Here is a 24424-nt window from a genome sequence, read left to right as displayed (position 1 = left end):
CGATAGTGGTTCAGACCAATCCTCCGGTCCCAGTGTCCCGAACGACATGATGGGGTACTTTCCCGCCATGACGCCCCGTCCGCTCCCCGCGCCCCCGGCGCCGCACCGGGTGGTGGCCCTGCTGCTGCCCCCGCAGGACACCTTCCCGCTGGCCTTCGCGACCGAGGTGTTCGGCGACCACGGCCCGACCGTCCCCGCCCGCTACGCGTTCGGGGTCTGCACCGAGCACCCCGGGCCGGTCCGCACCCGGGCCGGTTACGACCTCCTGGTCACCGCCGGGCTGGACGCGCTGGCGGACGCGGACACCGTGCTCGTGCCCGGCTGGCAGCAGCCGGCGGGTTCGGAGGTGCCACCGGCGGTGGTCGAGGCGGTCGGCCTGGCGCACCGGCGCGGCGCGCGGGTCGTCGGCCTCTGCTCGGGGGCCTTCGTGCTCGCCGCCGCCGGGCTTCTGGACGGCCGCCGGGCCGCGACCCACTGGGCCCGGGCCACCGAGCTGGCCGCCCGGTTCCCGCGGGTCCGGGTCGACCCCGGGGTGCTCTACGTGGACCACGGCGATGTCGCCACCAGCGCCGGCGCCGCGGCCGGAGCGGATCTCTGCCTGCACCTGGTGCGCGAGGACCACGGCGCCGCGCACGCCCTGCGGATCGCCCGGCAGATGGTGATGCCGCCGCACCGCGAGGGCTGCCAGCTGCAGTACGCCGAACTGCCCGCCCCCGCGCCGGCCGGCGACTCGCTGGCCCCGCTGCTGGAGTGGCTGGCCGGACGGCTGGACCGGCCGGTGAGCGTCGCCGAGATGGCCGTCCGCTCCCAGGTGTCGGCGCGGACGCTGACCCGGCGCTTCACCGAACAGCTGGGCATCAGTCCCGGACGCTGGCTGCTGGACCGGCGGATCGCCGCCACCCGGGCCCTGTTGGAGGAGACCGACCTGCCGGTGGAGACCATCGCGCGCCGGGTCGGCCTCTCCTCCGCCGTCAACCTGCGCCGCCGTTTCCACGAGTCCCTGCGCACCACACCCGCCGCCTACCGGCGCGCCTTCCGCGCGAACCGGTCCGGGTGAGGCTGACGCGAGTGGGCCGGACGCCGGTGACGGGCGCGAGGCGGGTCAGGCGGTCGCGGTGGTGAGGAGGGCGGTGATGCGGGCCTCGGTGGCGGGGGTGAGGGAGGTGAGGGCGAAGGTGGTGGGCCACATGGCGCCGTCGTCGAGGGTGGCCACGTCGCTGAAGCCGAGCGTCGCGTAGCGGGACTTGAACTTCTGGGCGCACTGGAAGAAGCAGAGCACCTTGCCGTCCTTGGCGTAGGCGGGCATGCCGTACCAGAGCCTGGGGGTGAGGGCGGGGGCGGCGGCCCGGACGAGGGCGTGGACGCGTTCGGCGAGGGCGCGGTCGGCTGGCTCCATCTCGGCGATCTTGGCGAGGACTTCCTGCTCGGCGTCCGCCTTGGCGGTGCGCGGGTTGCGGCGGGCCGCGGCCTTGAGCTCCTTGGCGTGCTCCTTCATGGCCGCGCGCTCGTCCTCGGTGAAACCGTCGAAGGGCTGCGCGGCGGCCTTGGCGGTCGTCGTCCTGGCGGTCGTGGTCTTCGCGGTCGTGGTCTTCGCGGTGGCGGTCATGGTGGGCTCCTCGGTGGGGCTGGTGGGGCTGGACGGTTTCATGGTGGCGCGACGGCGCCGGGGAAGGCTTCTCAGGAACTGACCGGTTCGTCGAGCCAGCGGCCGTCGCGCATCAGCTCGCGGCCGGCCAGCTCGTTCTCCTCGCGCCAGGCCTGGACGCGGCGGGGCACGGCCAGGAACCAGCCGTACCGGACGGCCGAGGCCCGCGGGTCGAAACCGGTGCGGGCGGCGAAGCGGTCGCCCCGCTCGCTCGGGAGGGCATCGAGGTCGAGGGCCCGGACCTCGGCCTCGATCATGCAGACGTCCCGGGTGTGGCCGAGGGCGAGGCGGACGGTGCCGGCCGCGGCGAGGTTGCGGCCGGTCGGGCTGCCGACCGGGGTGGCGAGCAGCAGCGCTCCGCCCTCGTACGCGAAGGAGAGCGGCACGAGGTGGGGCACGCCGTCCGGCGAGGCCGTGGCCACCCACACGTCGATGTCCTCGGCGAGGCGGCGCTCGATGTCGTCGCGGCGCTCGGCGGGGGTGCGCGGTCCGGTCATGCTCTCTCACTCCTGTGCTCGTCCTCGGCGTTGGTCACAGCCTCCCTCGAGCGGGGTGGGGGCCACATCCGTGGCGAGCACTGAACGGGCCACGGAGCGGGCCACGGAACGAACCGCGGAGTCGCCCCGCATAATGACGCGGTGCCGACTCCTGTGATCTCGCCCCGTGAAGCCGATGTGCTCGCGCTGCTCGGCGAACACCTCAGCAATGCCGAGATCGCCGCTCGGCTGTTCATCTCCGTGCGCACCGTCGAGTCCCACACCTCCTCGCTGCTGCGCAAGTTGGACCTGCCGGACCGGCGGGCGCTGTCCCGGCGGGCGGTCGAACTCGCCCGCACCGAGCGGCCCCGGCCGGTGCCCGCGCTGCCGGCGCCGCTGACGGCGTTCGTCGGGCGGGAGCGCGAACGCGCGGCGCTGGCGGCGCTCCTGGCGGACCATCGGCAGGTGACGGCGGTCGGACCCGGTGGTGTGGGCAAGACCAGGCTGGCGCTGGCCGTCGCCGCCGCGGCGGCCGGTGGGTTCACCGACGGGGTGTGGTTCGTCGACCTGGCCCCGGTCGCCGCCGCGGACCGGGTGGCAGCGGCGGTCGCGGCCGTCCTGGGGGTCGGGGAGCAGCCGGGGCAGGGCCTCGACGAGGCGATGTGCGCCGCGCTGGCCGAACGCCGGACGCTCCTGGTGCTGGACAACTGCGAGCAGGTCAGGGAAGGTGTCGCGCCGTTCCTGGAGCGGTTGTTGGCCGCCTGCCCGGAGGTGCGGGTCCTCGCGACGAGCCGGGCCCGGCTGCTGGTTCCGTTCGAACGGGTCTTCCCCGTACCGCCGTTGTCCCGGGACGGCGGCGGGACGTCGGAGGCGGTCGCGCTGTTCGTCGAACGGGCCACCGCGGCGGCCGGGGTGGCCCCGGACCCGGCGCTCCGGGACGGCGTCGCGGCCCTCTGCGAGCGGCTCGACGGGATGGCGCTGGCGATCGAGCTGGCGGCCGCCCGATGGCCGACACTCGGGCTGGACGGGCTCCGGGCCGGGCTGTCGGACCAGTTGCGGATCCTGGCGGGCGGCCCGCGCGCCGACGACCGGCACCGCTCGGTGCGGGCCGTCCTGGACTGGAGCCACGAACTGCTGGAGCCCGCCGACCGGGCGCTGCTGCGGCGGGTGTCGGCGTTCGTGCTGCCGTTCACGGCCGGGGCGGCGGTCGAGGTGGCGGGCTTCGCTCCGCTCGACGCGGGCGCCGTCGCCGACGGACTCGGCCGGCTCGCCGAGCAGAGCCTGCTCACCGCCGTGCCGTCCGCGCACGGCACCCGCTACCGGGCGCAGGAGACGATCCGGCAGTACGGCGCCGAACGGCTCGACGGGGCCGGGGAGTCGGCGCGGACGCGGGGGCGTCACCTCGACTGGTGCCTGAGCGGAGCGGACGGACTCGCGCGGGCGGCGGACGAGGAACCGCAGGTGCGGGAGGTCGATCGGCAGACCGGGTTCGACGCGCTGGCCGAGGAACTGCGGGCCGCGCTGGCCTGGGCCGCCGGGCGCCCCGAGCGGCGGCCCGACGCCCGCCGCCTCGCCCTCGGCCTCGCCGGTCTCGCGTTCGACCGCCATCTGCTCGGCGAGGCCCAGCAGCGGCTCGAACAGGCCGCCGCCCTCGCCGGCGGCTCCCCGGACGACGGCGCCCCGGGCAGGGGTTCCAGCACCGACGACTCCCCCGCGGACGGCGCCGCCGCGCTGCGGGAGGCCGCCCGGGTGGCCGGGTGCCGGCGGCTCGGCGACGACATGTACCGCCTCCACCGCGCCGCCGCGGCGGCCGCGCTCGACGCCGGGGACCGGGCCGGGGCCACCCGCGACCTGGCGGCCGCCGCCACCGTCGCCCACCGCTTCTCCAGCACGTTCGCACGCCTCCCCGCCGCCGCGGAGGTGACCGCCCTGCTGGCGCGGGCCCGCGATCTGTCCGACGGCTCCCCGGCGGCCTCGGCCGCCCTCGCGCTCGCCGAGGCGGCCGTGCTCGCGGACGCCTACGGCTCCGTCCAGGGCAGCCCGGACAACACGGCCCGGGAGACGGTCGGGTACGCCGAACGGGCCGTCGCCCTGGCCCGGCGCACGGGCGACCCGGTGGCCGAGTCCGCCGCCCTGGACGCCCTCTCCGGAGCGCACAGCTGGGCCGGGCAGCCGTTCGCGGCCGCCGAGGCGGCCCGCCGCCGGGTCGAGCTGCTGGCTCTGGCACCGCGCACCCCGGCCACCGCGCACGAACAGGTCGACGCGCTCGCGATGGCCGCCGCGACCGCGATCGGCGTCGGCGAACCGGACCGGGCCCGGCAGTGGGGCCGGCAGCTCGCCGAACACCCGCTGACGGCCGAGGTGGGGCACCACGCCACGTCCTGGCTGCTGGTCGCGGACGCGTTCGCCGGGCGGGAGGAGGACGTGCTCGCGGGCGGGGCGCGGTTCCTCGAAGCCTGGGAGCGGGGCGGGCGGCCGCGTTCGTTCTCGCTCGGCCCGGCGGCCGCGGCGGTCGCCATGGTCCACGGGCTGCGCGGCGACGACGGTGCCCGGGCCTCCTGGCTGCGCGTCGTCGGCCGGGCGGGCACCGAGGAGGAGCACCGCCACGGCTACGGCGCGGTGTTCGACGCCACGGTGCTGCTCCACCGGGGGGAGGCGGGGGCCGCGCTGGAGCGGCTCTCGCCCGCTCCGGAGGAGGTCTGGAAATGGGTGTCCTGGGTCTGGCTGCACTGGTACGCGGCGGCGCGGGTCGAGGCCTCGGTGCTGGGCGGCCACCCGGAGGCGCGCGAGCGGCTCGCCGGGGCCCGCGCCACGGTCGCGGGAAACCCGGTCGCCGTGGCCCAGCTCGACCGGGCGCAGGCGCTCCTGGACGGCGACCCGGCCCGGGTGCGGGCCACGGCGGCCGCCTTCGCCGCGGCCGGCTGTCACTACCAGTCGGCCCGCAGCCTCCGACTCGCCGATGCGGCCGGGGGCGGGGACGGGAGCGTGGGTGAGGACGGGAGCGGGGACCGGCGGCGGCCCAGCGGACGGTGACGGCTCAGCGGACGGTGACGGCTCAGCGGACGGTGACGGGGAGGGACTCGTAGCCGCGCAGGACGAGGCGGTCCCGGCGGACCGGAACACCGGCCGGGGCCAGCCGGGGGAACCGGTCCAGCAGCGCCGGGACGGCGATCTCCGCCTCGAGGCGGGCGAGTTGGCTGCCCAGACAGAAGTGCGGGCCGCCGCCGAAGCTGAGCGGCTGGCTGTCGGTGCGGGTCGGGTCGAACCGGTCCGGGCGGGGGTAGCGGGCGGGGTCGTGGTTGGCCGCGCCCAGCATCACCAGCACCACGGTGCCGGTCGGCGCGGGCAGGCCGGCCACCGTGAGGTCCGGCGCGGAGGAGATCCGCGAGGTGAGCTGGACCGGGGAGTCGTAGCGCAGCACCTCGTCCGTGAACAGCGCCGGGTCGAGCCCGCCGGTGCGCAGGCCGTCGGCGGCACCGGGGTGGCGGAAGAGCAGGCCGAGGCCGTTGCCGAGGAGGTTGGTGGTGGTCTCGAAGCCGGCCACCAGGAGGAGGGCGAGGTTGCTGAGCAGTTCCTCGCCGGAGATCCGGTCCGGGGATTCGGCGGCGGTCCGGGCCAGGTCGCTGATCAGGTCACCGGTCGGCCGGGCCAGCCGTTCGGCGACCAACTCCGCGAAATAGGACTCCAGTTCCTCGGCGGCGGTGTCGGCGGCGGCCAGTTCGCCGAGGTCCTGGACGAGTTCCAGGGCGATGGTGAGGTCCGAGGCGAGAGCGCGGAAGCGGTGGCGGTCGCCGACGGGGACGCCGAGCAGTTCGCAGACCACCTCGACCGGCAGGCGGAAGGCGAAGGCGTCCATGAAGTCGACGGGCGAGCCGTCGGCGCCCCGCGCCTCCAGTTCGTCGAGCAGCCGGGCGGTCGTCGCCTCGATCGCCGGGCGCAGGGCGGCGACCCGGCGGGCACTGAAGGCCGAGGCGACGAGCGAGCGGACCCGGCCGTGGTCGGGGGCGTTGAGCTGGAGCACCGAGCGGCCCAGCAGCAGGACGGACGGATGGGCGAGCAGGTCCGCGTTGTCGAAGGTGAGGGCCCTGGTGTCCTCCACGACGAAGGCGGGGTTGCGCAGGACCTGGTTGGCGGCGGAGTGCCCGACCACGAGGACCGCCGCGGGGCCGGCCGGGACGGCGGCCCCGAGTTCGTGCGCCCGCGCGTAGAGCGGGTAGGGGTCGAAGCGCCCCTCGGCGGTCATGAGACGTTCGATGATCGACGCACCGTCCATGCGGAATTCCCCTCCTGCTGATCCAACTCCCGCACGGACAACTGTCGGTGGACGGAGGGGAGTTCCCGGACCGGGCGGCGGACCCGGGCGGGCCCGGCGGCGCCGGTCCCGGGCGACGGCCGGCGCGGGGGCCGGGGCAACGGCCGGGGCAACGGCCGGCCGGGCGGCGCGGGCGGCCGGGCGGAGTGGGCCCCGGTCGGTAGGCTGGTGGGATGGAGATCTGGATCAACCCGCGCTGCGGGAAGTGCCGCAGCGCACTGAACGAGCTGACCGGCGCGGGCGCCGAGTTCACCGTCCGGCGCTACCTGGAGGACCCGCCGACCGTCGCCGAGCTGGAGCAGGTGCTGGTACGGCTGGGCCTGGAACCGTGGGACATCGCCCGGACCGAGGAGCCCGTGGCGAAGGACCTCGGCATGAAGCAGTGGGGCCGGGAGGCCGGTGACCGGGCTGGCTGGCTGGCGGCGATGGCCGAGCACCCGATCCTGATCCAGCGCCCGATCATCACCGCGGACGACGGGCACGCCGTGGTGGCGCGCACCCCGGAGGCGGTCCGCTCCGTCCTGCCGTAGGGGCGACGGCGGCCGGAACCGGGCGGTACCGGCCGCCGGGTGTCAGCGGCGCTCGAACCGCCGCACCGGCTCGCCCGGCCGCCAGGAGGCGATCCGCACCGCGTCCCCCTCGACGGTGGTGTGCACGACCTGCTCCAGCTCCAGCCGGAAGGCGTCGTAGGGGCCGGGCGGCGGCTCCGGGAGCTCGGCCTCGTAGGCGGCCCGCTCGGCCTCGTCGGTGATCTCCACGGCGTGGCCGGAGAGCTTGGAGTCCCCGCCGGCCAGCGTCTCGTCGCTCGGGTTGCTGTGCAGCGCGAAGCGGGCGTCGCGGCGGAGGTCCCGCACCTTCATCGCGTCGCGCATCGAGCCGAGCAGGACGTCCGCCCCGAAGAAGTTCACCTCGATACCGCTCACCCGGGGTGACCCGTCGCTGCGCAGCGTCGCCAGGACGTGGTGCTTGTTGGCCTCGAAGCGGGCCCGCACCGCGGGGGCGAGGTCCGGCGCCTCCTGCTCGAAATCCTGCCAGGTAGCCATGCCGCCAGTGTGGCACCGGGCACCGACAACCGCCGGGCGTGCCGTCGCGCGGCGCCGCCCTCCGGTCCCGTCGTCCGACGTCGCGCGCCCTCACCCGGCGTCGCGCGGCGCCGCGCGGTGTCGGTGCCCGGTGCCACACTGGCCGGGTGACCACTACGACCACCTACATCGCCTTCCTGCGCGCCGTGAACGTGGGCGGCCGGACGGTACGGATGGAGCGGCTGCGCGCGCTCTTCGCCGAGCTGGGCCTGGAGCGCGTCGGCTCCTACATCCAGAGCGGCAACGTGTTCTTCACCGCCGGGGCCACCGACGCGGCGGCCCGGGCCGCGCTGACCGGACGGATCGAGCGGCACCTGGCCGAGCAGCTGGGTTTCCCGGTGCCGGTGCTGCTGCGCACGGTGGACGAGGTCCAGGCACTGCTGGACGCCGAACCGTTCGCGGGGGTGGAGGTCACGCCGGACGTCCGGCTCACGGTGAACTTCCTCTCCGAGCCGCTGCCCGCGGACTTCCCCCTCCCCTACACCTCGCCGAAGGGCGACTACGAGGTGCTCGGCGCCGATCCCGGCACCGCGTTCGTCGTGGTGCACCTGAGGAACGGGAAGTGGGTCACCCCCGCCAACCTCTTCGGGAAGTCCTACCAGGGGTCGGCGACCGCGCGGTTCCTGCACACCACGGTCAAGATCGTGGCGGCCGCGCGGAAGACCTGAGCCCCGCGGCGACCGGCGGCGCGGCCGGCGGCGCCGTTGGCGAAGCCGCGGACCGGTGGCCCGGGGAATCTGGACAGCCCGGGCGGGGGCGGCCGAGAATCGGTCCATGATGTCGCGTGAGAACCGGACACAGGTGGTCCGGCCGTCGGAGGCCGAGCGGGAGCGGGCCCTCGACGCGTTGCGGGAGGGCGCCGGGAACGGCCGGCTGTCGCACGACACCTTTCTCGGCCGGCTGGACCTCGTCCTCCGGGCGAGCAGCCGCGCGGAGCTGAAGTCCGTGATGGCCGACCTGCCGGCCGGGAACCCGGTCGGACGGTTCGTGCTGCGCGCGGTGGGCCGGGTCTCCGCGTTCGGCGTGCGGCTGGGCGGGGCCTGGCGGGCCGAGCGGCTGCCCGGCCTGAGCCTCCCCCACACCGGGGGCGGGCAGTTGACGATCGGCCGGTTCCCCGGGTCCGGGCTGCGGCTGAACGACGCGTCGGTCTCGCGACACCACGCCGAGCTGCGCCGGGAGGGCGACGGCTGGGTGCTGTACGACCTCGGTTCGACGAACGGCACCCATGTGAACGGGTACCGGATCGTCGGTGGCATCCGGGTCCGCCCCGGCGACCAGGTGCGCTTCGGCAACCTGGAGTTCCGCCTCGCCGGCGGCTGACCTCCGGCCGTCCCGCCCCGGGACGGGACGGGACGGTCGCGCGGGCCCGGCGGCCGGCCCCGGGGGCGTCAGTGGGGGAACTGCCGCGGTGGCCGCCGGACGGGCAGCGATTCCTGGAAGTCACTGATGACGGTGGCGACCTGGCGCATCAGTACCGTCGGTTCGAGCCGGTCGAGGTAGCGGTGCTCGGCGGCCAGCGCCTCCACGGTGACCCCGAAGTAGAGCGTCATCAGCGGATTGACGAAGAGCTTGCCGCCCCTGGTGCGGTCGGTGAACCGGACGTCGCCGAACAGGCCGCGCAGCGCCGCCGCCACCGAGCCCTGGACGATGCTCGGGTGCTCGGGGAACGCCGCCCGGGCGTGCTCCACGGCGTCCAGGTAGAGCTTCCCCTCCCGGCTGTCGCGCGGGACGGAGAAGGCGCCGAGGTAGCCGCCGGCCCGGTCGATCGCGGCGAGGTTCTCCAGGACCAGGGAGTGGTTCACGCCGTGGTAGGCGTCGATGCCGAAACCGAGGCAGGCGACCAGCCGTTCGGGGATGCCGGTGAGCCCGGCGACGGCGGCGAGGCTGGTCATGTCCTCCTCCGGTGTCCCGAGGCCCACCTCGTCGCCGCGCATCAGGATGTCGGTGCCGCCGTCGACCAGCAGGACGGCGTCGACGCCGAGGCGGTCGACCAGGGACCGGTAGGCGGCGCGCAGCGGCTGCACCCCGGTCCGGGGGAACGCCCAGACCTGGTCGGGCATGCCGTGCAGCCGGAGCCAGCGGGCGAGCGTCCGCTCGGGGAAGTAGCCCTCCGGGGCGGGGGTGTCGGGCCGGACCAGAGCCAGGTCGGGCTCCTGCCAGACCTCGGCGGGAAGGGCGTGGAGCTCGCTGAAGGAGAGGTTGGCCAGGTGCACCTCCTTGCCCGCGGACCGCAGGGCGAGGGCGAGCGGCAGGCCCGCGTAGACGTCGAACCCACCGCCGGCTCCGGCGATCAGGACGCGTTCGGCGGCGAGCAGACGGGTGATCAGCGGAGGCTGCAGAAGCGAGGTCACCGGGGGACGGTAGCAGCGGTCCGGACGCGGCGGCCGTTGTCGGAGGCGGGTGCTTGGATGCGGGTATGGACCAGCAGACCGTACAGAGCACCCTTGCCGACGAGGTACTGCGGGACGCCGGGGAGCGGGCCCGCGAACTGATCCGGTGCGGCTTCCAGGAGCCGGACGAGATAGCCGAGTCCCTGGTCGAGGTCCTCGACGACCAGGGACTGACGATGGAGGAGGCGGAGCGGATCGTCGCTCCGCTGTGGCAGGAGCGGTTGGAGGAGCAGGCCACCTGGCCGGGGACGACCGACGTCGACCGGCTGGAGGCCGCCTTCGACGCCCTGGAGGAGCTGGGCATCGTCGCCGCGATGGACTTCACCTGCTGTGCGAGTTGCGGTTACGCCGAGATCGGGGGCGAGGCCGAGGAGGACTCGCGGGGGTTCGTGTTCTTCCACCAGCAGGACACCGAACGGGCCGCCGAGGGTGGTGCGTTGATGCTGCGGTACGGCGGGTTCCAGCTGGACGGCGAGTCGACGGAGGCCGCCGTGCGGCGCACGACCGAGGTCGGGCGCGCGGTGGTGGCGGCACTGACGGCGGCCGGGCTGCCCGCGGAGTGGGACGGTACGCCGGAGACGGCGATCGCGGTCACGCCGATCAGCTGGCTCAACCGACTGCCGGAGTAGCGGCACTCCGCGGCACCCCGCGGGCGCCCCGGCCCGCACCGGCCCGACGGCCGGGTGCCGCCCGGGCCGACGGGCGGTCAGCGGACGACGTGGAGTTCGGCGGTGTGGTCGTGCGCGTCGGCGTGGCGCAGGGTGATCCTCGCGGAGCCGACGGTGGTCTCGACGTCCTCGGTGAGGGTCCTGGTCTCCTCGCCGAGCTTGACCTCGGCCGTGGTGTCGGTGATCCGGCCCACGGTGAGGGTCACGGCCTTGTCGCCGCCGAACACCTCGACCGTGTGGGTGCCGTCGGCCTTGTCGGTGCGGACGGCGACATCGCAGCTGTCGTCGTGGAGGCAGAGCGAGACGCCGCCCTTGCAGGCGGTGAGGCCGGTGCCCAGCAGCAGCGCGGCACCGACCGCGAGGGCGGCCGACCGGACGACCGGCCTCCGACGGCGGCCGGTGGGAACACCGGCGGAAGAGCCGATGGGAAGACCGCTGGGAAGACCGGCGCGAAGGCCCGCGGATCGGCGAGCAGGCCGGCCGGCGGGCAGGTCGGTGGAGCGGGGTCCGGGGCGGTGCTCCGGGGGCGGGTTCGCGGGTGCACTCGTCATGGTTCCGACGGTAGGCACGGGCCGCCGACCGGCCATCGGCCGTCGGCGGTACCCGGCCCCTGGCCCTCCCCCGACCCTCCGGCCCACCGCCACCCGGACGCCGTGCGGGGTCAATCCCCTAGGGGAAAGCGGGAGTTGCCGGTCAGGACGGTTCCATCGACGATGACTCCGGGCGGAGCGTGGCCCCGATGCCGGCCACGACGATCGCCAGACCGCGCTCGAAGCGCCGCTCGAAGTCCCCGAAGAGCGCCGGGCTCGCGGCCGCGGCGAGCGGGTGCCCGGGGTCGATGGCGGCGGCCCGCCGGTCCGGGTCGTAGCCGGGGGCCCGCTCCCCCGGCACCGGGTGGACGGCCTGCTCCTCGATCACGAACCCGACCGTGAACGCGTACGCGGTGGTGAAGGCCAGGACGGCGTCGGCGAGTTCGAACCCGGCCCGACGGAACGCGGTCAGCAGCACCTCCTGCCCCTCGGCGTGCCCGTAGTCGGTGAGCCGGGTGCCGCTGAAGACCTTGGCGCCGTCCCGGTAGCCGAGCAGCCCGCTGCGCAGGGTGCGACAGGTGGCCGTGATCGCCTCCTGCCAGTCCGCCGGGACGGCGACCGGCCCGGCGTGCATCCGGCGGAGCATCTCGGTGGCCATCTCGTCCAGCAGCGCCTGCTTGTTGGCGAAGTGCCAGTACAGCGCGGGTGCCTTGACGTCCAGCCCGGTGGCGATCCGGCGCAGGGTGAGCCCCTCCAGCCCGGTCTCGTCGAGCAGCCGCAGGGCGGCGTCGACCACCTGGGCGCGGTCCAGCTTCGGCGGCATGTCGCGCCCTTCCTTCCGTGGTGGCCGGCCGCCCTCGCGACGACGGGGCGTCCGGTACGACCGCCCGGTACGACCGTGCATTACGACCGTGCGGCACTGCCGTCCGGTTTCGACCGCGCGGCATTGACAACTTAACACCGTTAAGCCCATGCTTCCGGACGTCAGCAACTTAACGACGTTAAGGAGAGTGTGCGATGGCGCACGCCCCGACCCGGACCGACGTGCTCGTCGTCGGCGCCGGCCCGACCGGCCTGACCCTCGCCTGCGACCTCGCCCGGCGCGGAGTCTCCGCACTGCTGGTCGAGCAGGCCGGAGCGCTGTTCCCCGGCTCGCGCGGCAAGGGGCTCCAGCCCCGGACCCAGGAGGTCTTCGAGGACCTCGGCCTGCTCACCGCCGTCCGTGCCGCCGGCCGCCCCTACCCCCGGATGCTGAACTGGGAGGACGGCGAGCGGCAGGGCGAGTGGGACCTCGTCGGGGGCCCCGGGCGGGCCGAGCCGGACCCGACCGTGCCGTACCCGTCGGTCTGGATGCTCCCGCAGTGGCGCACCCAGGAGCTGCTGCACGAGCGGCTGCGCGAACTCGGCGGCGAGGTCGTCCTCGGCACCGCGCTGAGTGGCCTCGAGCAGTACCCGGACCGGGTCGAGGCCCGGCTGACCGGCCCCGACGGCGCCGAACGGACCGTCTCCGCCCGCTACCTGGTCGCCGCCGACGGCGGTCGCTCCACCGTCCGCCGGGCGGTGGGCATCCCGATGGCGGGCGGACCGGTCGACCCGCACCCCGCCCTGGTCGCCGACCTGGAGATCGACGGCCTGGACCGCGGGAACTGGCACGTCTGGCCGAAGGCACCCGGCGGCCCGCTGCTGCTCTGCCCGCTGCCGAGCACCACCGCGTTCCAGCTGTTCGCCCGGTTCGACGGGGGAGGCGCGGCAGCGGGCGGAACGGGGGGCGGCCGGGAGAACAGCCGGGAGAGCGGCCCGGAGGAGCCCGACACCTCGCCGGAGGGCGTGCGACGGACCGTCGTGGCCCGCACCCACCTGCCGGAGTCGGCGCTCGGCCGGGTGCACTGGGCCTCCGGCTTCCGGCCGCGCACGGCGCTCGCCGAGCGGTTCCGGGAGGGCCGGGTCTTCCTGGCCGGCGACGCCGCGCACATCCACTCCCCGGCCGGCGGCCAGGGCCTCAACACCAGCGTCCAGGACGCGTACAACCTGGGCTGGAAGCTCGGCCAGGTGCTGCGGCACGGCGCCGACGAGGCCCTGCTGGACAGCTACGAGGAGGAGCGGCTGCCGATCGCCGCCGACGTACTGGAGATCTCCACCCGGCTGCACCACGCGGGCGGGGTCCGGGCCGGCGGACTGCGGCGCGGCCCGCGCACCGAACAGCTCGGGCTCGGCTACGAGGACGGCCCGTTGACCGTCGAGGCACGCCCCGGCCTGGCCGAGGGCGCGCTGCGGGCCGGGGAGCGGGCCCCGGACGCGCCACTGGGCGACGCGGCGGACGACACCGCGAACAGCACGGCGGACGACGGCTCCGGGCCGGCACGACGGCTCTTCGAGCTGTTCCGCGGCCCGCACGTCACCGTGCTCGCGGTCGGCCGCGCCCTGCCCGAACTGCCCGCCGGCGTGCGCGGGCACCGGATCGACGGCGGCGTCACCGAGCGGGTGTACGGACCGGGCCTGTTCGTCGTCCGGCCGGACGGCTACCTGGGCCTGGCCACCCACGACCCCGCCGACCTGCCGGGCTACCTGGGCCGCCTCGGCCTGCACTGAACCCGCCGCACCGGACGGCCCGTCGGGGGCGGGTGCGGAGGCGGGACGACGGCATGCGCCAGAGGCACCTGCCACGCGCGTAGACCGAAGCGCCGCAAAAGCCCCGGGGCTCACTCCCCGGCCGCGTCCCAGGCCTCGGGCGGACCCCACAGCGGCGCCGTGCACCGCTGGTACGTCGCCTGCCAGTGCGGCCAGTGCCGGGCCACGAGGTCGTCGCAGTCGGCGAGCAGCCGCTCGACCAGCGCCGGCTCGACACCGTCCAGCAGCCAGGCGAGCGCGTCCGGCGTGCCCGGGCCGTCGGCGGAGTGCATCACGTCGAGCAGCTCGGGCAGGCTGCCCACCCGCGAGTTCTCCGTGAAGACCAGCTCCATCCGCGGCAGCAACTGGCGCTCCTCGACCCGCAGATGGGTCTCCAGCCGGGCGGCGAGGTCCTCGATCGCGTAGGCCACCGGCCACACCGAACCGGTGTCCCGGCTGGCGATCCGGACCAGGGTGGTCACCCGGGTGAACGAGTGGTCGAGGTTGTGGTGGTCCGACTCCAGCCAGTTGAGCAGCAGCCGCAGCTCGGGGGCGAACCGGCGGACGATCGGCCAGATCCGGGTGTCCTGCTGCTCGTGGTGGCAGGACAGCACGGCGGTGACGAAGGTCCAGTGGCGCAGCAGCGCGGCGCCCTTCTCGTCCTCGCCGGGCTGCAGCAGCCGGAGGGCGTTGGGCAGCCTGGCGAGGTCGCGGCGGAGTGCGGAGTGCACCAGCCGCAGGCCGGCGAAGCGGAAGGCCTGCGGCTCCTCGTCGGCGGTGCGGTCGTGCACGGGGCCGCCCTGGGTGGGCACGGCCGGGGACACCGGGGACGCTACGGGCAGCAGGTGGCTGGGCATGGAACTCTCTTCACGTCTCGGGCAGGGCTGGCACGACCTGGCGGAAGTGGTGGGCTGGCACTCCCACCAGGGTGATGAGAGGACATCAGAGGCGAATCAATGTCCGATTGACGTGCAGCTCAGCGGCCGTTCGACCCGCTTCGGTGGGCGCGGCGGCGAACGCGGCGCAACATTCCGCCACGACCGCCACGACCGCCACGACCGGCGCGGGACGGCGCCGGGACGGCGCGCCGGAAGCGGCGGCAACTGGCAGCCGGCGGCGGGAAGCCGCGGCGAGCCGAAAACGGCGGAGCGGACCGGCCGATGCGATCGGCCGGTCCGCTCCGCTCCTGATCCGGGCCCCGAGCACCCCGAGTGCCCCGAGCTCCCGGTGCTCCAGGTGACCCCGCTGCTCCTGACGCCCCAGGTGCCTCAGTCGCTCTGCGGCCCCGCGAGGTTCTTGGTGAGCCACTGCAGGGTGTCCGGGATCATCTTCTTGAAGTCGGTGGTCAGGTGCTTCCCGCCGGGCTGCTCGTAGTACTCGACGGTGAGCGGCGGCGCGGCCTTGGCGACCCACGCCTTGACCAGCTTCATCTCGTACGCGTTGGCCCCGCCGGCGGTCGCCAGCATCCTGACGTCGGCCTTGCCCTGGGCGACCAGCAGGTCGGGGCTGTTGGCCTGGCGGTCGTTCTCGTAGCCCTTCCAGAGCGGCGAGTCGGGGTTGAAGTAGCCGTCGATCGGCACGGCGGCCTTGAACTTGTCCGGGTGCTGCAGAGCCAGCTTCGCGCTGCAGAACGCACCGGTGGAGGCACCCATCAGACCCCAGCCGTCGCGGCCCTTCACCGTGCGGAAGTTGGCGCGCACGAAGTCGGGGATGTCCTCGGCCATCCAGGTGCCGATCTTGGGCTGGCCCGGGATGTCGGCGCACTCCAGCGCCTTGGCCTCGTTGGAGTCGAGGTTCTGCACCGGCATGATCATGATGAAGGGGTGGGCCTTGCCCTGCTTGGCGAGGTCGGCGTCGACCTCCTGGATCGGCAGCTGGTTGTCGGTCCAGGTGTTGTAGCCCGCGCTCTGGCCGCCCGCGTACAGGGTGAGCACGGGGAAGCCGGTCTTCGCGTACTTCGGGTCGTTGTACTCCGGGGGGAGCCAGACCCAGACCTTGCCGGAGACCCCGGACTTGGGACCGGCCAGGGTGGTCATCATGATCTGGCCTGCGGCGGTGTCCCTGGCCTTGCCGAACGCGGCCTGCGGGCCGGTGGGCATCAGCACCTTGCCGGACCCGGCGGCCGGGACCGGCGCCGCCGAGGTCGAACCGGCCGCCGGGGAGCCCGGGGCGGCGGACCCGGGCGCGGAGGAACCGGGCGCCGAGGTGCCGGGCGCCGAGGAGGCCGCGGACGAGGACGCGGAGCCGGTGGCCGTCGCCGCGCCCTTGCCGCCGGCCTTCGCAGAATCGCCCTTGTTCCCGCCGTCCGTACTACCGCAGGCCGCGAGCGCGGCGGCCAGGGTGAAGGCGGTGGCACCGGTCAGCACGGCGCGGAAACGGAAGGACTGCGGCTGCACGGTGAGAACTCTCCGACCGGTGTCGCGCCCGCTCCACGGAGCCGGGCGGTGGCCCCCGGGTGGGGCCGGACAGGCCCGGGGCGCGACTGTCTGCGGGACCCCCGGGAGGCTGGGCGCCGCCCTGCGCGGCGGCGTGCCGTCCTGCGATCTTATGACGTGGGCCGCCGCCGGCCGGTTGCGCTCCGGCCTGCACCGATCCAATGTTTGTTCCCGATCGAGTAAAGCCTCCACCGGGCCCTGCCGACCGGCGGGGTGGCACCCCCCGCCGGTCGGCGGGGATGCGCCGGGCCGGGACCGGACCCCTCCCCCGGGACCGCCCTCAGGACCACCGCAGGCCCCGTCCACCGCCCACCGCCGGAACCGCCCGAACGAGCGAGCGGCGACCGCGCGGCCCGGGTCTTGGACACTCGTACCAGTGACGCCGGGGGCGGGGATCGGGAACGATCGGGCCAGCCGCCGCGAGCCCGAGGAGTCCGCCATGCTGGAACAGATCGCCGTTGTCACCGGAGCCGGGAGCGGCGTCGGCCGGGCCGTCGCGCGGGAACTGGCCGCCGGTGGCTGGCGACTGGTGCTCGCCGGCCGGCGGGCGGAGCCGCTGCGCGAGACCGCCCGGCTGAGCGGCGTCGGGGCCGGGGCCGGAACCGGGACCGAGGCCGCCGTGGTACCGACCGACGTCACCGATCCGGCGGCCGTGGACGCGCTGTTCACGGCGGCCGTCGAGCGCTTCGGACGAGTGGACCTGCTGTTCAACAACGCCGGTACCTTCGGTGCCCCGGCCGCCGTGGACGAGCTGGACATCGCCGAGTGGCGGGCCGTGGTGGACCTCAACCTGACCGGCGCGTTCCTGTGCGCCCGCGCGGCGTTCCGGCAGATGCGGGCGCAGCGTCCGCAGGGCGGCCGGATCATCAACAACGGCTCGATCTCCGCGCATGTGCCGCGCCCGCAGTCGGTGGCCTACACCGCGACCAAGCACGCCGTGACCGGGCTGACCAAGTCGCTGTCGCTGGACGGCCGCCCGTACCGGATCGCCTGCGGGCAGATCGACATCGGCAACGCGGCCACCGACATGACGGCCGCGATGAGCCTGGGCGTCCGGCAGGCGGACGGGCGGATCGCGGTGGAGCCGACCATGGACGTCGCCGATGTGGCCCGCACCGTGCGGCACATGGCGGAACTGCCGCTGGAGGCCAATGTGCAGTTCGCCACCGTGATGGCGACCACCATGCCGTACGTCGGCCGCGGCTGAGCCGGCGACGAGGGCCGACGACCGGAGGCGACACCCCGGAGCCGACGACCGGACCGACGGCGGGGAACCGCAGCCGGTCGGTCCTCGGCCGACGGCCGACGACCGGCCCCGCCCCGACGGCTACTCGTCGTGGGAGTGCCGGTAACGGCGTCCGCCGCCCTCCTCGACCAGCAGGTAGACGCTGGTGGTCGGCCAGTACTCGCCCGCCTCGGCGGCGGGCAGTTCGGTCCGCAGCGCCATCCGCAGCGAGGGCGGCGGGGCCGCGGCGTGGACGCGCTTGCGGTGGCCGTCCCAGCGGCCGCCGCAGAGTTCGAGGTCGAGGACGACGGGGGTGGTGCTCATTCCGCGATGCTGACAGCGTTCACCCGCCGAAACGGGTTTGAGGCCACCGGTCCACTCGTAGGGGGGACGCCCGTCGCACCAGGCTGACGGGCGCCCCCACCGCGGCACGTCCCGTGCCGCCGCGTCCCGTGCCGCTACGGGCGCCAGGTGTCGTTCAGCACCACCTTGCCCGAGGCGGGCACCGTCGCGGTCCGGTTGGCCCCGGACTCCCAGGTGACCGCGCCCGAGGCGTCCTTGCGGACGTACTTGTAGGCGAAGGCGGTGCCGGCGGGCAGCGGGAGGTCGAGCTTCCAGACCGGGTAGGCGGCCGAGGAGAGCGGCAGCGCGGCGGCCGGGTCCCAGGCACCGAGGGCCGGGTTGTCCCCGACCACGTAGAGGTTCTGCCCCCAGCTGGTGGTCGCGTTGACGGCGAAGGACGCGCCACCGGTCACCGCGGTGCCGCCGCCGGGCGCTCCGACGTACAGCGCGACCGCGTCGCCGGCGCCGACGGTGGCGGTGAAGCGGCCGTCCGTGCCGACGGTGTAGGACGGTCCGGTGCACCCGCCGGCCGCCGGGTCGCCGTGCTGGACGTCGCAGTACGAGCCGGCCGGCAGCGAGGTCTGGAAGGTCCGGCTGATCGCGCCGCCCTCCCGGTTGATCACCACGAAGCCCTTGCCGCCGCGCCCGAAGGCGATCGCGTTGCTGCCGTCGGACCACCAGTCGGTGAGACCGGTGCCGGCCACCGCGTTGCGGAAGCCGACCATGTTGGCCACCTGCCGCCAGGCGTGGGTGCAGTTCCAGCCGTCCTGGTAGCAGGCGTTGACGCTGCCGCCGTTCGGCGGACCGTCGTCGTGGCCGGTGAAGGCGTAGCCGGAGTAGACGTTGGGCGAGCCGTAGGGGTGGGCCAGCAGGAAGACGTTGGCCAGGGTGTAGGCGGAGCCGTCCTTGTAGGTCAGCGTGGACCCGTTGCGCTCGGTGTCCCAGTTGTCGACGAAGGTGCGGGCCTTGTCGGTGGGCAGCAGGCCGCCGCCCCAGCCGGACAGGTCGGCGATCCGGCCGCCCTGGAAGGCGCTCTTCAGCCAGGTGCCGGAGCGGAACTCGTCGACGTCGCCGGTGCCGGTGTACTCGGACGGCTGGACCGGCTCGCCGGCGCCGTAGATGACCTCCTGCACCCAGTAGGCCTGCGGGTTCGCCGTCCTGGCCTTGATGGCGGCGAGGTCGGCGGCGGCGATGTGCTTGGCGGCATCGATCCGGTAGCCGTCGACGCCCAGCGAGGCGAGGTCGTTCAGGTAGGCCGCGATCGTCCGCTGGACGTAGGCGCTGCCGGTGTCCAGGTCGGAGAGGTTGACCAGCTCGCAGTTCTGCACGTCGGAGCGGTCGTTGTAGTTGGTGATCGCCCGGCGGCAGGAGTGGAAGTCCTGGTCCTGGTAGTACCCGGGATAGGTGTACTTGCCGTACGCGGTGCCGCCGGTGCCGGTGCCGGAACCCGCCGACATGTGGTTGATCACCGAGTCGGCGATCACCTTGACGCCGGCCGCGTGGCAGGTGTCGATCATGTTCTTGAAGGCCGTCCGGTCGCCGAGGCGCCCGGCTATCCGGTAGCTCACCGGCTGGTAGGAGGTCCACCACTGGCTGCCCTGGATGTGCTCCTGGGGCGGCGAGACCTCGACGAAGCCGTAGCCCTTCGGGCCGAGGGTGTCGGTGCAGGCCTTGGCGACCGAGTCGAAGCGCCACTCGAAGAGGGTCGCCGTGACGTCCTTCCCGCCGCCGGGCGGAGCGGCCTGCGCGGCGGGGGCGGTGCCGAGGGTGGCGGTGAGCGAGAGGGCGAGGGCCGCCGAGGCGCCGAGAGCGCCGGCCGCGCGAACGGGCCGGGCGCTGCGGACGGGACCGGTTCTGCGGGCAGGCCGACGGGGAGCGGGAACGGTGGTGACCACGTTGTCTCCTGTGGGGGTGGCTGGGGTGGGGCAGCCGGGGTACCGCTGATGAAAGCTTGCTGAAACTTTCAGGAAATGTGCTGCGCCGAACTTAGGGTCGCCACCAGGACCCGTCAAGGGGATGGGAGAAAGGTTTCCGCGAACATCAAAAGGTCGTGGACGAACTCAATGGCCGCACGACCGCCGCTCCGTCGGACCGTGGCCGTCGGGCCGTGCGCGCCAGACCGCGTCAGACCGCGTCGGGCCCGCGCTCGCCAGTGCGCACCCGGACCACGGTCTCCACCGGAACCGCCCACACCTTGCCGTCGCCGATCTTCCCGGTCCGGGCGGCCCGGACCACCGCCTCGATCACCAGGTCCGCGTCCTCGTCCTCGACGACGACCTCGATCCGCACCTTGGGCACCAGGTCGATCCGGTACTCGGCACCCCGGTACACCTCGGTGTGCCCGTGCTGGCGGCCGTACCCGCTGGCCTCGCTGACGGTCAGTCCGTGCACCCCGGCGGCCTGCAGCGCGCGCTTGACCTCGTCCAGCTTGAACGGCTTCACGATCGCGGTGACCAGCTTCATGCGGAGGACGCCTTGTCGGACGGGTGCGCGGGCGCACTGGTGGCGGGACGGGCCGGGACGGGCCCCTGCCCCAGCACACCGTGGCCCAGGACGCCGTGATCGTACGCGGTCTCGGCGTGCACGGCGAGGTCCAGGCCGGTGAGTTCGTCCTCCTCCCCGGCCCGGAAACCCATCACCCGCTCGATCGCCCGCCCGATGCCGTAGGTGACCGCGAAGGCGTAGACCGCGACGGCGGCGACCGCCACCAGCTGACGCCCCAACTGCCCGAACCCGCCGCCGTGCAGCAGTCCCGTGGCGCCACCGGTCATCGCGGCGGTGGCGAAGAGGCCGATCAGCACGGTGCCGATCGCCCCGGCCACGAAGTGCACGCCCACCACGTCCAGCGAGTCGTCGAAGCCGAAGCGGAACTTCCAGCTCACCGCGTACGAGCAGACCACGCCCGCCGCCAGCCCGATCACCAGGGCCCCGAGCAGGTCGACGCTGCCGCAGGACGGCGTGATCGCCACCAGGCCCGCCACCGCGCCGGAGGCCGCGCCGAGGGTGGTGGCGTGGCCGTCCCGGCGCTTCTCGACCAGCAGCCAGCCGAGCAGCCCGGCGCAGCCGGCCGCCTGGGTGTTGAGCAGGGCGGAGGCGGCCAGACCGTTGGCGCCCAGCGCCGAACCGGCGTTGAAGCCGAACCAGCCGAACCAGAGCAGGCCCGCGCCGAGCAGCACCAGCGGCAGGCTGTGCGGGCGCATCGCCTCCTTGCGGAAGCCGATCCGGGGCCCGAGCAGCAGCGCCAGGGCGAGGCCGCTCGCCCCGCAGTTGACCTCGACCACGGTGCCGCCGGCGAAGTCCAGTGCGCCCAGCCGGGCCAGGATCCAGCCGCCGGGCGCGAACACCCAGTGCGCGACCGGCACATAGACCAGCAGCGTCCAGACGGCGGTGAAGGCCACCCAGGCGCCGAACCTGGCCCGGTCCGCGATGGCGCCGCTGATCAGCGCGGCGGTGATGATCGCGAAGGTCAGCTGGAAGGTCGCGAACAGCACGGTGGGGACGGTGCCGGTGACGGAGGCGGGCGTGATCCCGGCCATCCCCAGGTGGTCGAGGCCGCCGATCAGGCCCCAGCCGCCGGCGTCCGGGCCGAAGGCGAGCGAGTAGCCGGCCAGCAGCCACACCACGGTGACCACCGCGATCGAGACGAAGCTCATCATGATCATGTTAAGCACGCTCTTGGCGCGGACCATGCCGCCGTAGAACAGTGCCAGGCCCGGGGTCATCAGCAGCACCAGTGCGGTGGCGGCGAGCAGCCAGGCGGTGTCGCCGGTGTCGATCCCCGACGGCACGTCGGCGGCCAGGGCCGCGGCGGGCGGAGCGGCCAGGGGCATGGGGTCCTCCGGAGGGCTGCGTACGGGAGCAGGTGCCGGAAGTGTGGCGGGGACGGATTTCGGGTCGCGGACGGACACGTTTCGCGGGTGTTTCGTGTTGCCCGCCGGTTGCCCCGGGGTGACCGCACGGTTTCCGGAACCTCACGGCCGCCACCACCGGAACCGGACACCCTCGGCAAGGACCCGCGCCCGCACCCGCACCCACGGCACAGGACCAGCCCACGACACAGGGCCCGGCGGTCGCACCCGCCGGGCCCTGCCCTGTCTTACCTGGTTTCCGCCGGGTTCACCGGCGCCGGGTCAGCTCGTGGCGATCGAGGTGTCGTCGATCACGAAGCTGGTCTGCAGCGAGGAGTCCTCGGTGCCGGTGAACTTCAGGGTCACCGTCTGGCCCGCGTAGGCCGACAGGTCGAAGGTCCGCAGCTGGTAGCCCGCGGCCGCGTCCACGTTGGAGTAGGTCTTCAGCGTGGTGCCGTTGACCTGGACCGTCAGCTTGTCGTACTGGGTGCTGCCGGACTCACCGGTGTCGATGTGCAGGTAGAAGCTCAGCGTCGCCGTGCAGCCGGTCGGGATGGAGACCGTCTGGGACAGCGTGTCGGTGTGGGTGGAGCCGTAGCCGTTCAGCCAGGACTTCCAGGTGCCACCGTGCGGGGCCTGCGAGGCCGACTTGTCGATCACGCCGCTGGAGGCGGTCCACGGCGCGGCCGTGCCCGTCTCGAAGCCCGCGTTGCCGAGCAGCTGCGCCGGGGTGCAGGTGCTGGTGGTGTCGGTGACCGCCCAGGTGAAGCTGGCCGAACCGGTCTTGTTCGCCGAGTCCTTCGCCGTCACGGTGACGTTGGAGGTGCCCTTGGTGGTCGGGGTGCCGGTGATCACGCCGGTCGAGGCGTTGATCGACAGGCCGGCCGGCAGACCGGTGGCCGAGTAGCTGAGCGGGGCGGTGCCGCCGCTGGCCTTGATCGCCAGGTTGACGGCGGTGCCGATCTTGGTGCTCTGGTTGCCCGGGCTGGTGACGGTGACGCCGCCCGGGTTCGGGGGCACGGTGCCGACGTTGACGCCCGCCCAGGCGGTGCCGACCGCGATCAGCTCGGGGCTGCCGTCGCCGTAGAGGGCCTTGGCGGCGTTCTCCGTGGCGGTGCGGGCCTGGGCGAAGTTGGTGGTGGAGGTCATGTACGAGGTCAGCGCCTTGTACCAGATCTGCAGCGCCTTGTCCCGGCCGATGCCGGTGACGGTGATGTTGTTGGTGGTCGGGCTGTTGTAGCTGACGCCGTTGATCACCTTGGCGCCGCTGCCCTCCGCCAGCAGGTAGAAGAAGTGGTTGGCGACACCGGACGAGTAGTGCACGTCCAGGTTGCCGACGCCCGAGTACCAGGAGTCGGCCGAGCCGCCGTCCTTGGAGGGCTTGTCCATGTAGCGCAGCGGCGTGCCGTTGCCGTTGATGTCGATGAGCTCGCCGACCAGGTAGTCCGGGTTGTCCTTCGGCAGGTTGGCGTAGAACTCGACCGCGTTGCCGAAGATGTCCGAGGTGGCCTCGTTGAGGCCGCCGGACTCGCCGGAGTAGTTGAGGTTGGCGGTGGCGGAGGTGACGCCGTGGCTCATCTCGTGGCCCGCGACGTCCAGCTCGGTGAGCGGGTGGGTGTCGCCCTGGCCGTCGCCGTAGGTCATGCAGAAGCAGTCGTCGTCCCAGAAGGCGTTGACGTAGCCGGTGTCGTAGTGGACCCGGCTGAACGCGCCGACACCGTCGTTCCGGATGCCGTTGCGGCCGAAGGTGGCCTTGTAGAAGTCCCAGGTGGCGGCGACACCGTACTGGGCGTCGACGGCGGCCGACTCGCGGTTGCTGGCCTGGCCGTTGCCCCAGGTGTCGGTGGAGCGGGTGAACAGGGTCCCGTTGCCGGTGGTCCGGTTGCCCATGTCGGTGGTGTACTGCCCGCCGCGGCTGGCGTCCTTGAGCTGGTACGTGGAGCCGCTCTGGGTGGTGGTCAGCGGGACGTTGCCGACGAAGACGCCGGTGCCGGTGCCGGTCTTGATGGCCTCGGTCTTGCCCAGCACGGCGCCGGTGGTGGCGTCGGTGACGACCCGGAGGCGGCTCGGGGTGCCGTCCGACTCCTTGCCGGTGACGGTGGTCTGCCAGGCGAGCTTCGGGGTCCCGTCGCCGGCCCACACGACCAGGGTCGGGGCCTTGTCGAGCGCGGAGCCGGCCTCGGCGGCCAGCGCGGCCTCCTGCGCCTTCGGGGCGGCGAGCTTCGGCGTGGTCTCGATGCCGGTCAGCACGGCCTCGCTGGCCTTGGTCACGCCCGTGGTGGCACCGGTCGCGTCCTGGTGGACGATCAGGTCGCCGCCGAGCACCGGCAGGCCGGCGTAGGTGCGCTCGTAGCGCAGGTGGCGGGCACCGTTGGTGTCCTGGACGACGTCCTTGGTGACCAGCTTCTCGTTCGCGCTCAGGCCCAGGGCCTGGGCGAGGCCGGCGGTCTGCTGGTTCGCCGAGGCGATCAGCTCGGCGCGGCTCGCCTGCTGCGCGGCAACGGCGGCCGGCGCGTCCGGGGTGACCGCCTGCGCGATGACCGGGAAACCGGTGACCAGCAGCGCGGTGGTGGCGGCCATGACAACCGCTGCCTTCCGGGCGTGGGCGTAACGGGACATGCGGACTCCTTTTCCGACCGCCGCGGGGTTCGCGGGCGGTGGACAGAACCTGGTCGCAGGGTTGCGACTCAGTGGGGGCCCCCGCCGCCGGTGCGCGGCGCGGGTGCGGTTGCGGAGCAAGGTGGTCGAGCGTTTCGGCAGGGGGATCGCGCTGTTCCTGACCTCGGACAGCTGCACCGGGGGGTGGGGCCCCCTCGTCTGCAGCCGGAGGAATCGTGGCAGCAAACGAGCCGTTAATGACAGAT

Annotated in this window: 22 protein-coding genes; 8 read left to right on the top strand and 14 right to left on the bottom strand. The window is 74.1% G+C overall.

The features are described 5' to 3' along the window. Positions 1 to 67: 67 nt before the first annotated feature. Positions 68 to 1057, top strand: coding sequence for a GlxA family transcriptional regulator (locus ACIPYS_RS01765; RefSeq protein ID WP_400741869.1), 990 nt, complete (start codon positions 68 to 70; stop codon positions 1055 to 1057). 45 nt (positions 1058 to 1102) lie between these two features. On the opposite strand, the gene ACIPYS_RS01760 is transcribed toward ACIPYS_RS01765, so the two are convergent. Both ACIPYS_RS01760 and ACIPYS_RS01755 read right to left on the bottom strand, forming a co-directional pair. Continuing rightward, the gene (locus ACIPYS_RS01760; protein ID WP_400741866.1) at positions 1103 to 1606 is read right to left on the bottom strand and encodes a hypothetical protein; all 504 of its coding nucleotides are present in this window, start codon (positions 1604 to 1606) and stop codon (positions 1103 to 1105) included. Between the two features lie 71 nt (positions 1607 to 1677). Next, positions 1678 to 2142, bottom strand: a complete 465-nt coding sequence (locus tag ACIPYS_RS01755; RefSeq protein ID WP_093862293.1) for a pyridoxamine 5'-phosphate oxidase family protein — start codon at positions 2140 to 2142, stop codon at positions 1678 to 1680. A gap of 141 nt (positions 2143 to 2283) precedes the next feature. On the opposite strand from ACIPYS_RS01755, the gene ACIPYS_RS01750 reads away from it, so the two are divergent. After that, complete coding sequence (locus ACIPYS_RS01750; RefSeq protein WP_400741863.1) at positions 2284 to 5154, top strand: ATP-binding protein; 2871 nt, start codon at positions 2284 to 2286, stop codon at positions 5152 to 5154. Positions 5155 to 5176: 22 nt separating this feature from the next. On the opposite strand, the gene ACIPYS_RS01745 is transcribed toward ACIPYS_RS01750, so the two are convergent. Beyond that, the gene (locus ACIPYS_RS01745; RefSeq protein WP_400741860.1) at positions 5177 to 6394 is read right to left on the bottom strand and encodes a cytochrome P450; all 1218 of its coding nucleotides are present in this window, start codon (positions 6392 to 6394) and stop codon (positions 5177 to 5179) included. 212 nt (positions 6395 to 6606) lie between these two features. Between ACIPYS_RS01745 and ACIPYS_RS01740 the strand changes: the two genes are divergently transcribed. After that, a complete protein-coding gene (locus ACIPYS_RS01740) occupies positions 6607 to 6963 on the top strand; it encodes an arsenate reductase family protein (RefSeq protein WP_093862290.1) in 357 nt (118 codons plus the stop codon). A 42-nt stretch (positions 6964 to 7005) separates the two neighbouring features. Here ACIPYS_RS01740 and ACIPYS_RS01735 read toward each other — a convergent pair whose 3' ends face one another. Then, positions 7006 to 7476, bottom strand: a complete 471-nt coding sequence (locus ACIPYS_RS01735) for a pyridoxamine 5'-phosphate oxidase family protein (RefSeq protein ID WP_093862289.1) — start codon at positions 7474 to 7476, stop codon at positions 7006 to 7008. A gap of 146 nt (positions 7477 to 7622) precedes the next feature. Between ACIPYS_RS01735 and ACIPYS_RS01730 the strand changes: the two genes are divergently transcribed. Next, complete coding sequence (locus ACIPYS_RS01730) at positions 7623 to 8183, top strand: DUF1697 domain-containing protein (RefSeq protein WP_093862288.1); 561 nt, start codon at positions 7623 to 7625, stop codon at positions 8181 to 8183. 106 nt (positions 8184 to 8289) lie between these two features. Further along, positions 8290 to 8835, top strand: a complete 546-nt coding sequence (locus ACIPYS_RS01725; RefSeq protein ID WP_093862287.1) for a DUF1707 and FHA domain-containing protein — start codon at positions 8290 to 8292, stop codon at positions 8833 to 8835. Between the two features lie 68 nt (positions 8836 to 8903). On the opposite strand, the gene ACIPYS_RS01720 is transcribed toward ACIPYS_RS01725, so the two are convergent. After that, positions 8904 to 9866, bottom strand: coding sequence for a DUF1152 domain-containing protein (locus ACIPYS_RS01720; RefSeq protein ID WP_093862286.1), 963 nt, complete (start codon positions 9864 to 9866; stop codon positions 8904 to 8906). A gap of 65 nt (positions 9867 to 9931) precedes the next feature. Between ACIPYS_RS01720 and ACIPYS_RS01715 the strand changes: the two genes are divergently transcribed. Beyond that, positions 9932 to 10534, top strand: a complete 603-nt coding sequence (locus ACIPYS_RS01715; protein ID WP_400741853.1) for a DUF6891 domain-containing protein — start codon at positions 9932 to 9934, stop codon at positions 10532 to 10534. 77 nt (positions 10535 to 10611) lie between these two features. Here the strand turns inward: ACIPYS_RS01715 and ACIPYS_RS01710 are convergent, their stop codons facing one another. Both ACIPYS_RS01710 and ACIPYS_RS01705 read right to left on the bottom strand, forming a co-directional pair. Beyond that, complete coding sequence (locus ACIPYS_RS01710) at positions 10612 to 11124, bottom strand: hypothetical protein (protein ID WP_400741850.1); 513 nt, start codon at positions 11122 to 11124, stop codon at positions 10612 to 10614. 142 nt (positions 11125 to 11266) lie between these two features. Next, positions 11267 to 11926 (bottom strand): TetR/AcrR family transcriptional regulator C-terminal domain-containing protein, encoded by a 660-nt coding sequence (locus ACIPYS_RS01705; protein ID WP_093862283.1) that lies wholly within the window; start codon positions 11924 to 11926, stop codon positions 11267 to 11269. 194 nt (positions 11927 to 12120) lie between these two features. Here ACIPYS_RS01705 and ACIPYS_RS01700 point away from each other — a divergent pair, with 194 nt between their 5' ends. Continuing rightward, complete coding sequence (locus ACIPYS_RS01700) at positions 12121 to 13692, top strand: FAD-dependent monooxygenase (protein ID WP_093862282.1); 1572 nt, start codon at positions 12121 to 12123, stop codon at positions 13690 to 13692. A gap of 110 nt (positions 13693 to 13802) precedes the next feature. On the opposite strand, the gene ACIPYS_RS01695 is transcribed toward ACIPYS_RS01700, so the two are convergent. Both ACIPYS_RS01695 and ACIPYS_RS01690 read right to left on the bottom strand, forming a co-directional pair. Continuing rightward, positions 13803 to 14567: a hemerythrin domain-containing protein gene (locus ACIPYS_RS01695; RefSeq protein WP_093862281.1), complete on the bottom strand. Its 765-nt coding sequence runs from the start codon at positions 14565 to 14567 to the stop codon at positions 13803 to 13805. 411 nt (positions 14568 to 14978) lie between these two features. Beyond that, positions 14979 to 16106, bottom strand: a complete 1128-nt coding sequence (locus ACIPYS_RS01690) for an esterase family protein (protein ID WP_231977807.1) — start codon at positions 16104 to 16106, stop codon at positions 14979 to 14981. 478 nt (positions 16107 to 16584) lie between these two features. Between ACIPYS_RS01690 and ACIPYS_RS01685 the strand changes: the two genes are divergently transcribed. Continuing rightward, on the top strand, positions 16585 to 17352 hold the full coding sequence (locus ACIPYS_RS01685) for an SDR family oxidoreductase (protein ID WP_093862280.1): 768 nt from the start codon (positions 16585 to 16587) through the stop codon (positions 17350 to 17352). Positions 17353 to 17472: 120 nt separating this feature from the next. Here the strand turns inward: ACIPYS_RS01685 and ACIPYS_RS01680 are convergent, their stop codons facing one another. The 5 genes from ACIPYS_RS01680 to ACIPYS_RS01660 all read right to left on the bottom strand — a co-directional run bounded on the left by ACIPYS_RS01680 (position 17473) and on the right by ACIPYS_RS01660 (position 24179). Beyond that, positions 17473 to 17694 (bottom strand): hypothetical protein, encoded by a 222-nt coding sequence (locus tag ACIPYS_RS01680; protein ID WP_030391569.1) that lies wholly within the window; start codon positions 17692 to 17694, stop codon positions 17473 to 17475. Between the two features lie 134 nt (positions 17695 to 17828). After that, positions 17829 to 19607 carry a carbohydrate-binding module family 20 domain-containing protein gene (locus ACIPYS_RS01675; protein WP_400741841.1) on the bottom strand — a complete coding sequence of 593 codons (1779 nt, stop codon included), beginning with the start codon at positions 19605 to 19607 and terminating at the stop codon, positions 17829 to 17831. Between the two features lie 229 nt (positions 19608 to 19836). Then, a complete protein-coding gene (locus ACIPYS_RS01670; RefSeq protein ID WP_400741838.1) occupies positions 19837 to 20175 on the bottom strand; it encodes a P-II family nitrogen regulator in 339 nt (112 codons plus the stop codon). After that, entirely contained in the window at positions 20172 to 21542 is a 1371-nt protein-coding gene (locus ACIPYS_RS01665) for an ammonium transporter (RefSeq protein WP_093862277.1), read from the bottom strand. The genes ACIPYS_RS01670 and ACIPYS_RS01665 overlap by 4 nt, the downstream gene beginning before the upstream one ends. A 300-nt stretch (positions 21543 to 21842) precedes the next feature. Further along, a complete protein-coding gene (locus ACIPYS_RS01660; protein ID WP_093862276.1) occupies positions 21843 to 24179 on the bottom strand; it encodes a M4 family metallopeptidase in 2337 nt (778 codons plus the stop codon). Positions 24180 to 24424 lie beyond the last annotated feature (245 nt).

The organism is Kitasatospora sp. NPDC089913, from assembly GCF_044748625.1.
Lineage (GTDB): Bacteria > Actinomycetota > Actinomycetes > Streptomycetales > Streptomycetaceae > Kitasatospora.
Note: the sequence above shows the minus strand (reverse complement) of the source record. Positions and strands in the feature narration are given on the sequence as shown.

Excerpts from the sequence above, each read along its gene's own strand:
- ACIPYS_RS01715 (WP_400741853.1), top strand. The coding sequence starts at position 9,932 with ATGGACCAGCAGACCGTACAGAGCACCCTTGCCGACGAGGTACTGCGG.
- ACIPYS_RS01660 (WP_093862276.1), bottom strand. The coding sequence starts at position 24,179 with ATGTCCCGTTACGCCCACGCCCGGAAGGCAGCGGTTGTCATGGCCGCC.
- ACIPYS_RS01710 (WP_400741850.1), bottom strand. The coding sequence starts at position 11,124 with ATGACGAGTGCACCCGCGAACCCGCCCCCGGAGCACCGCCCCGGACCC.
- ACIPYS_RS01760 (WP_400741866.1), bottom strand. The coding sequence starts at position 1,606 with ATGACCGCCACCGCGAAGACCACGACCGCGAAGACCACGACCGCCAGG.
- ACIPYS_RS01725 (WP_093862287.1), top strand. The coding sequence starts at position 8,290 with ATGATGTCGCGTGAGAACCGGACACAGGTGGTCCGGCCGTCGGAGGCC.
- ACIPYS_RS01685 (WP_093862280.1), top strand. The coding sequence starts at position 16,585 with ATGCTGGAACAGATCGCCGTTGTCACCGGAGCCGGGAGCGGCGTCGGC.
- ACIPYS_RS01700 (WP_093862282.1), top strand. The coding sequence starts at position 12,121 with ATGGCGCACGCCCCGACCCGGACCGACGTGCTCGTCGTCGGCGCCGGC.
- ACIPYS_RS01745 (WP_400741860.1), bottom strand. The coding sequence starts at position 6,394 with ATGGACGGTGCGTCGATCATCGAACGTCTCATGACCGCCGAGGGGCGC.
- ACIPYS_RS01695 (WP_093862281.1), bottom strand. The coding sequence starts at position 14,567 with ATGCCCAGCCACCTGCTGCCCGTAGCGTCCCCGGTGTCCCCGGCCGTG.
- ACIPYS_RS01705 (WP_093862283.1), bottom strand. The coding sequence starts at position 11,926 with ATGCCGCCGAAGCTGGACCGCGCCCAGGTGGTCGACGCCGCCCTGCGG.
- ACIPYS_RS01670 (WP_400741838.1), bottom strand. The coding sequence starts at position 20,175 with ATGAAGCTGGTCACCGCGATCGTGAAGCCGTTCAAGCTGGACGAGGTC.
- ACIPYS_RS01665 (WP_093862277.1), bottom strand. The coding sequence starts at position 21,542 with ATGCCCCTGGCCGCTCCGCCCGCCGCGGCCCTGGCCGCCGACGTGCCG.
- ACIPYS_RS01755 (WP_093862293.1), bottom strand. The coding sequence starts at position 2,142 with ATGACCGGACCGCGCACCCCCGCCGAGCGCCGCGACGACATCGAGCGC.
- ACIPYS_RS01740 (WP_093862290.1), top strand. The coding sequence starts at position 6,607 with ATGGAGATCTGGATCAACCCGCGCTGCGGGAAGTGCCGCAGCGCACTG.
- ACIPYS_RS01765 (WP_400741869.1), top strand. The coding sequence starts at position 68 with ATGACGCCCCGTCCGCTCCCCGCGCCCCCGGCGCCGCACCGGGTGGTG.
- ACIPYS_RS01680 (WP_030391569.1), bottom strand. The coding sequence starts at position 17,694 with ATGAGCACCACCCCCGTCGTCCTCGACCTCGAACTCTGCGGCGGCCGC.
- ACIPYS_RS01735 (WP_093862289.1), bottom strand. The coding sequence starts at position 7,476 with ATGGCTACCTGGCAGGATTTCGAGCAGGAGGCGCCGGACCTCGCCCCC.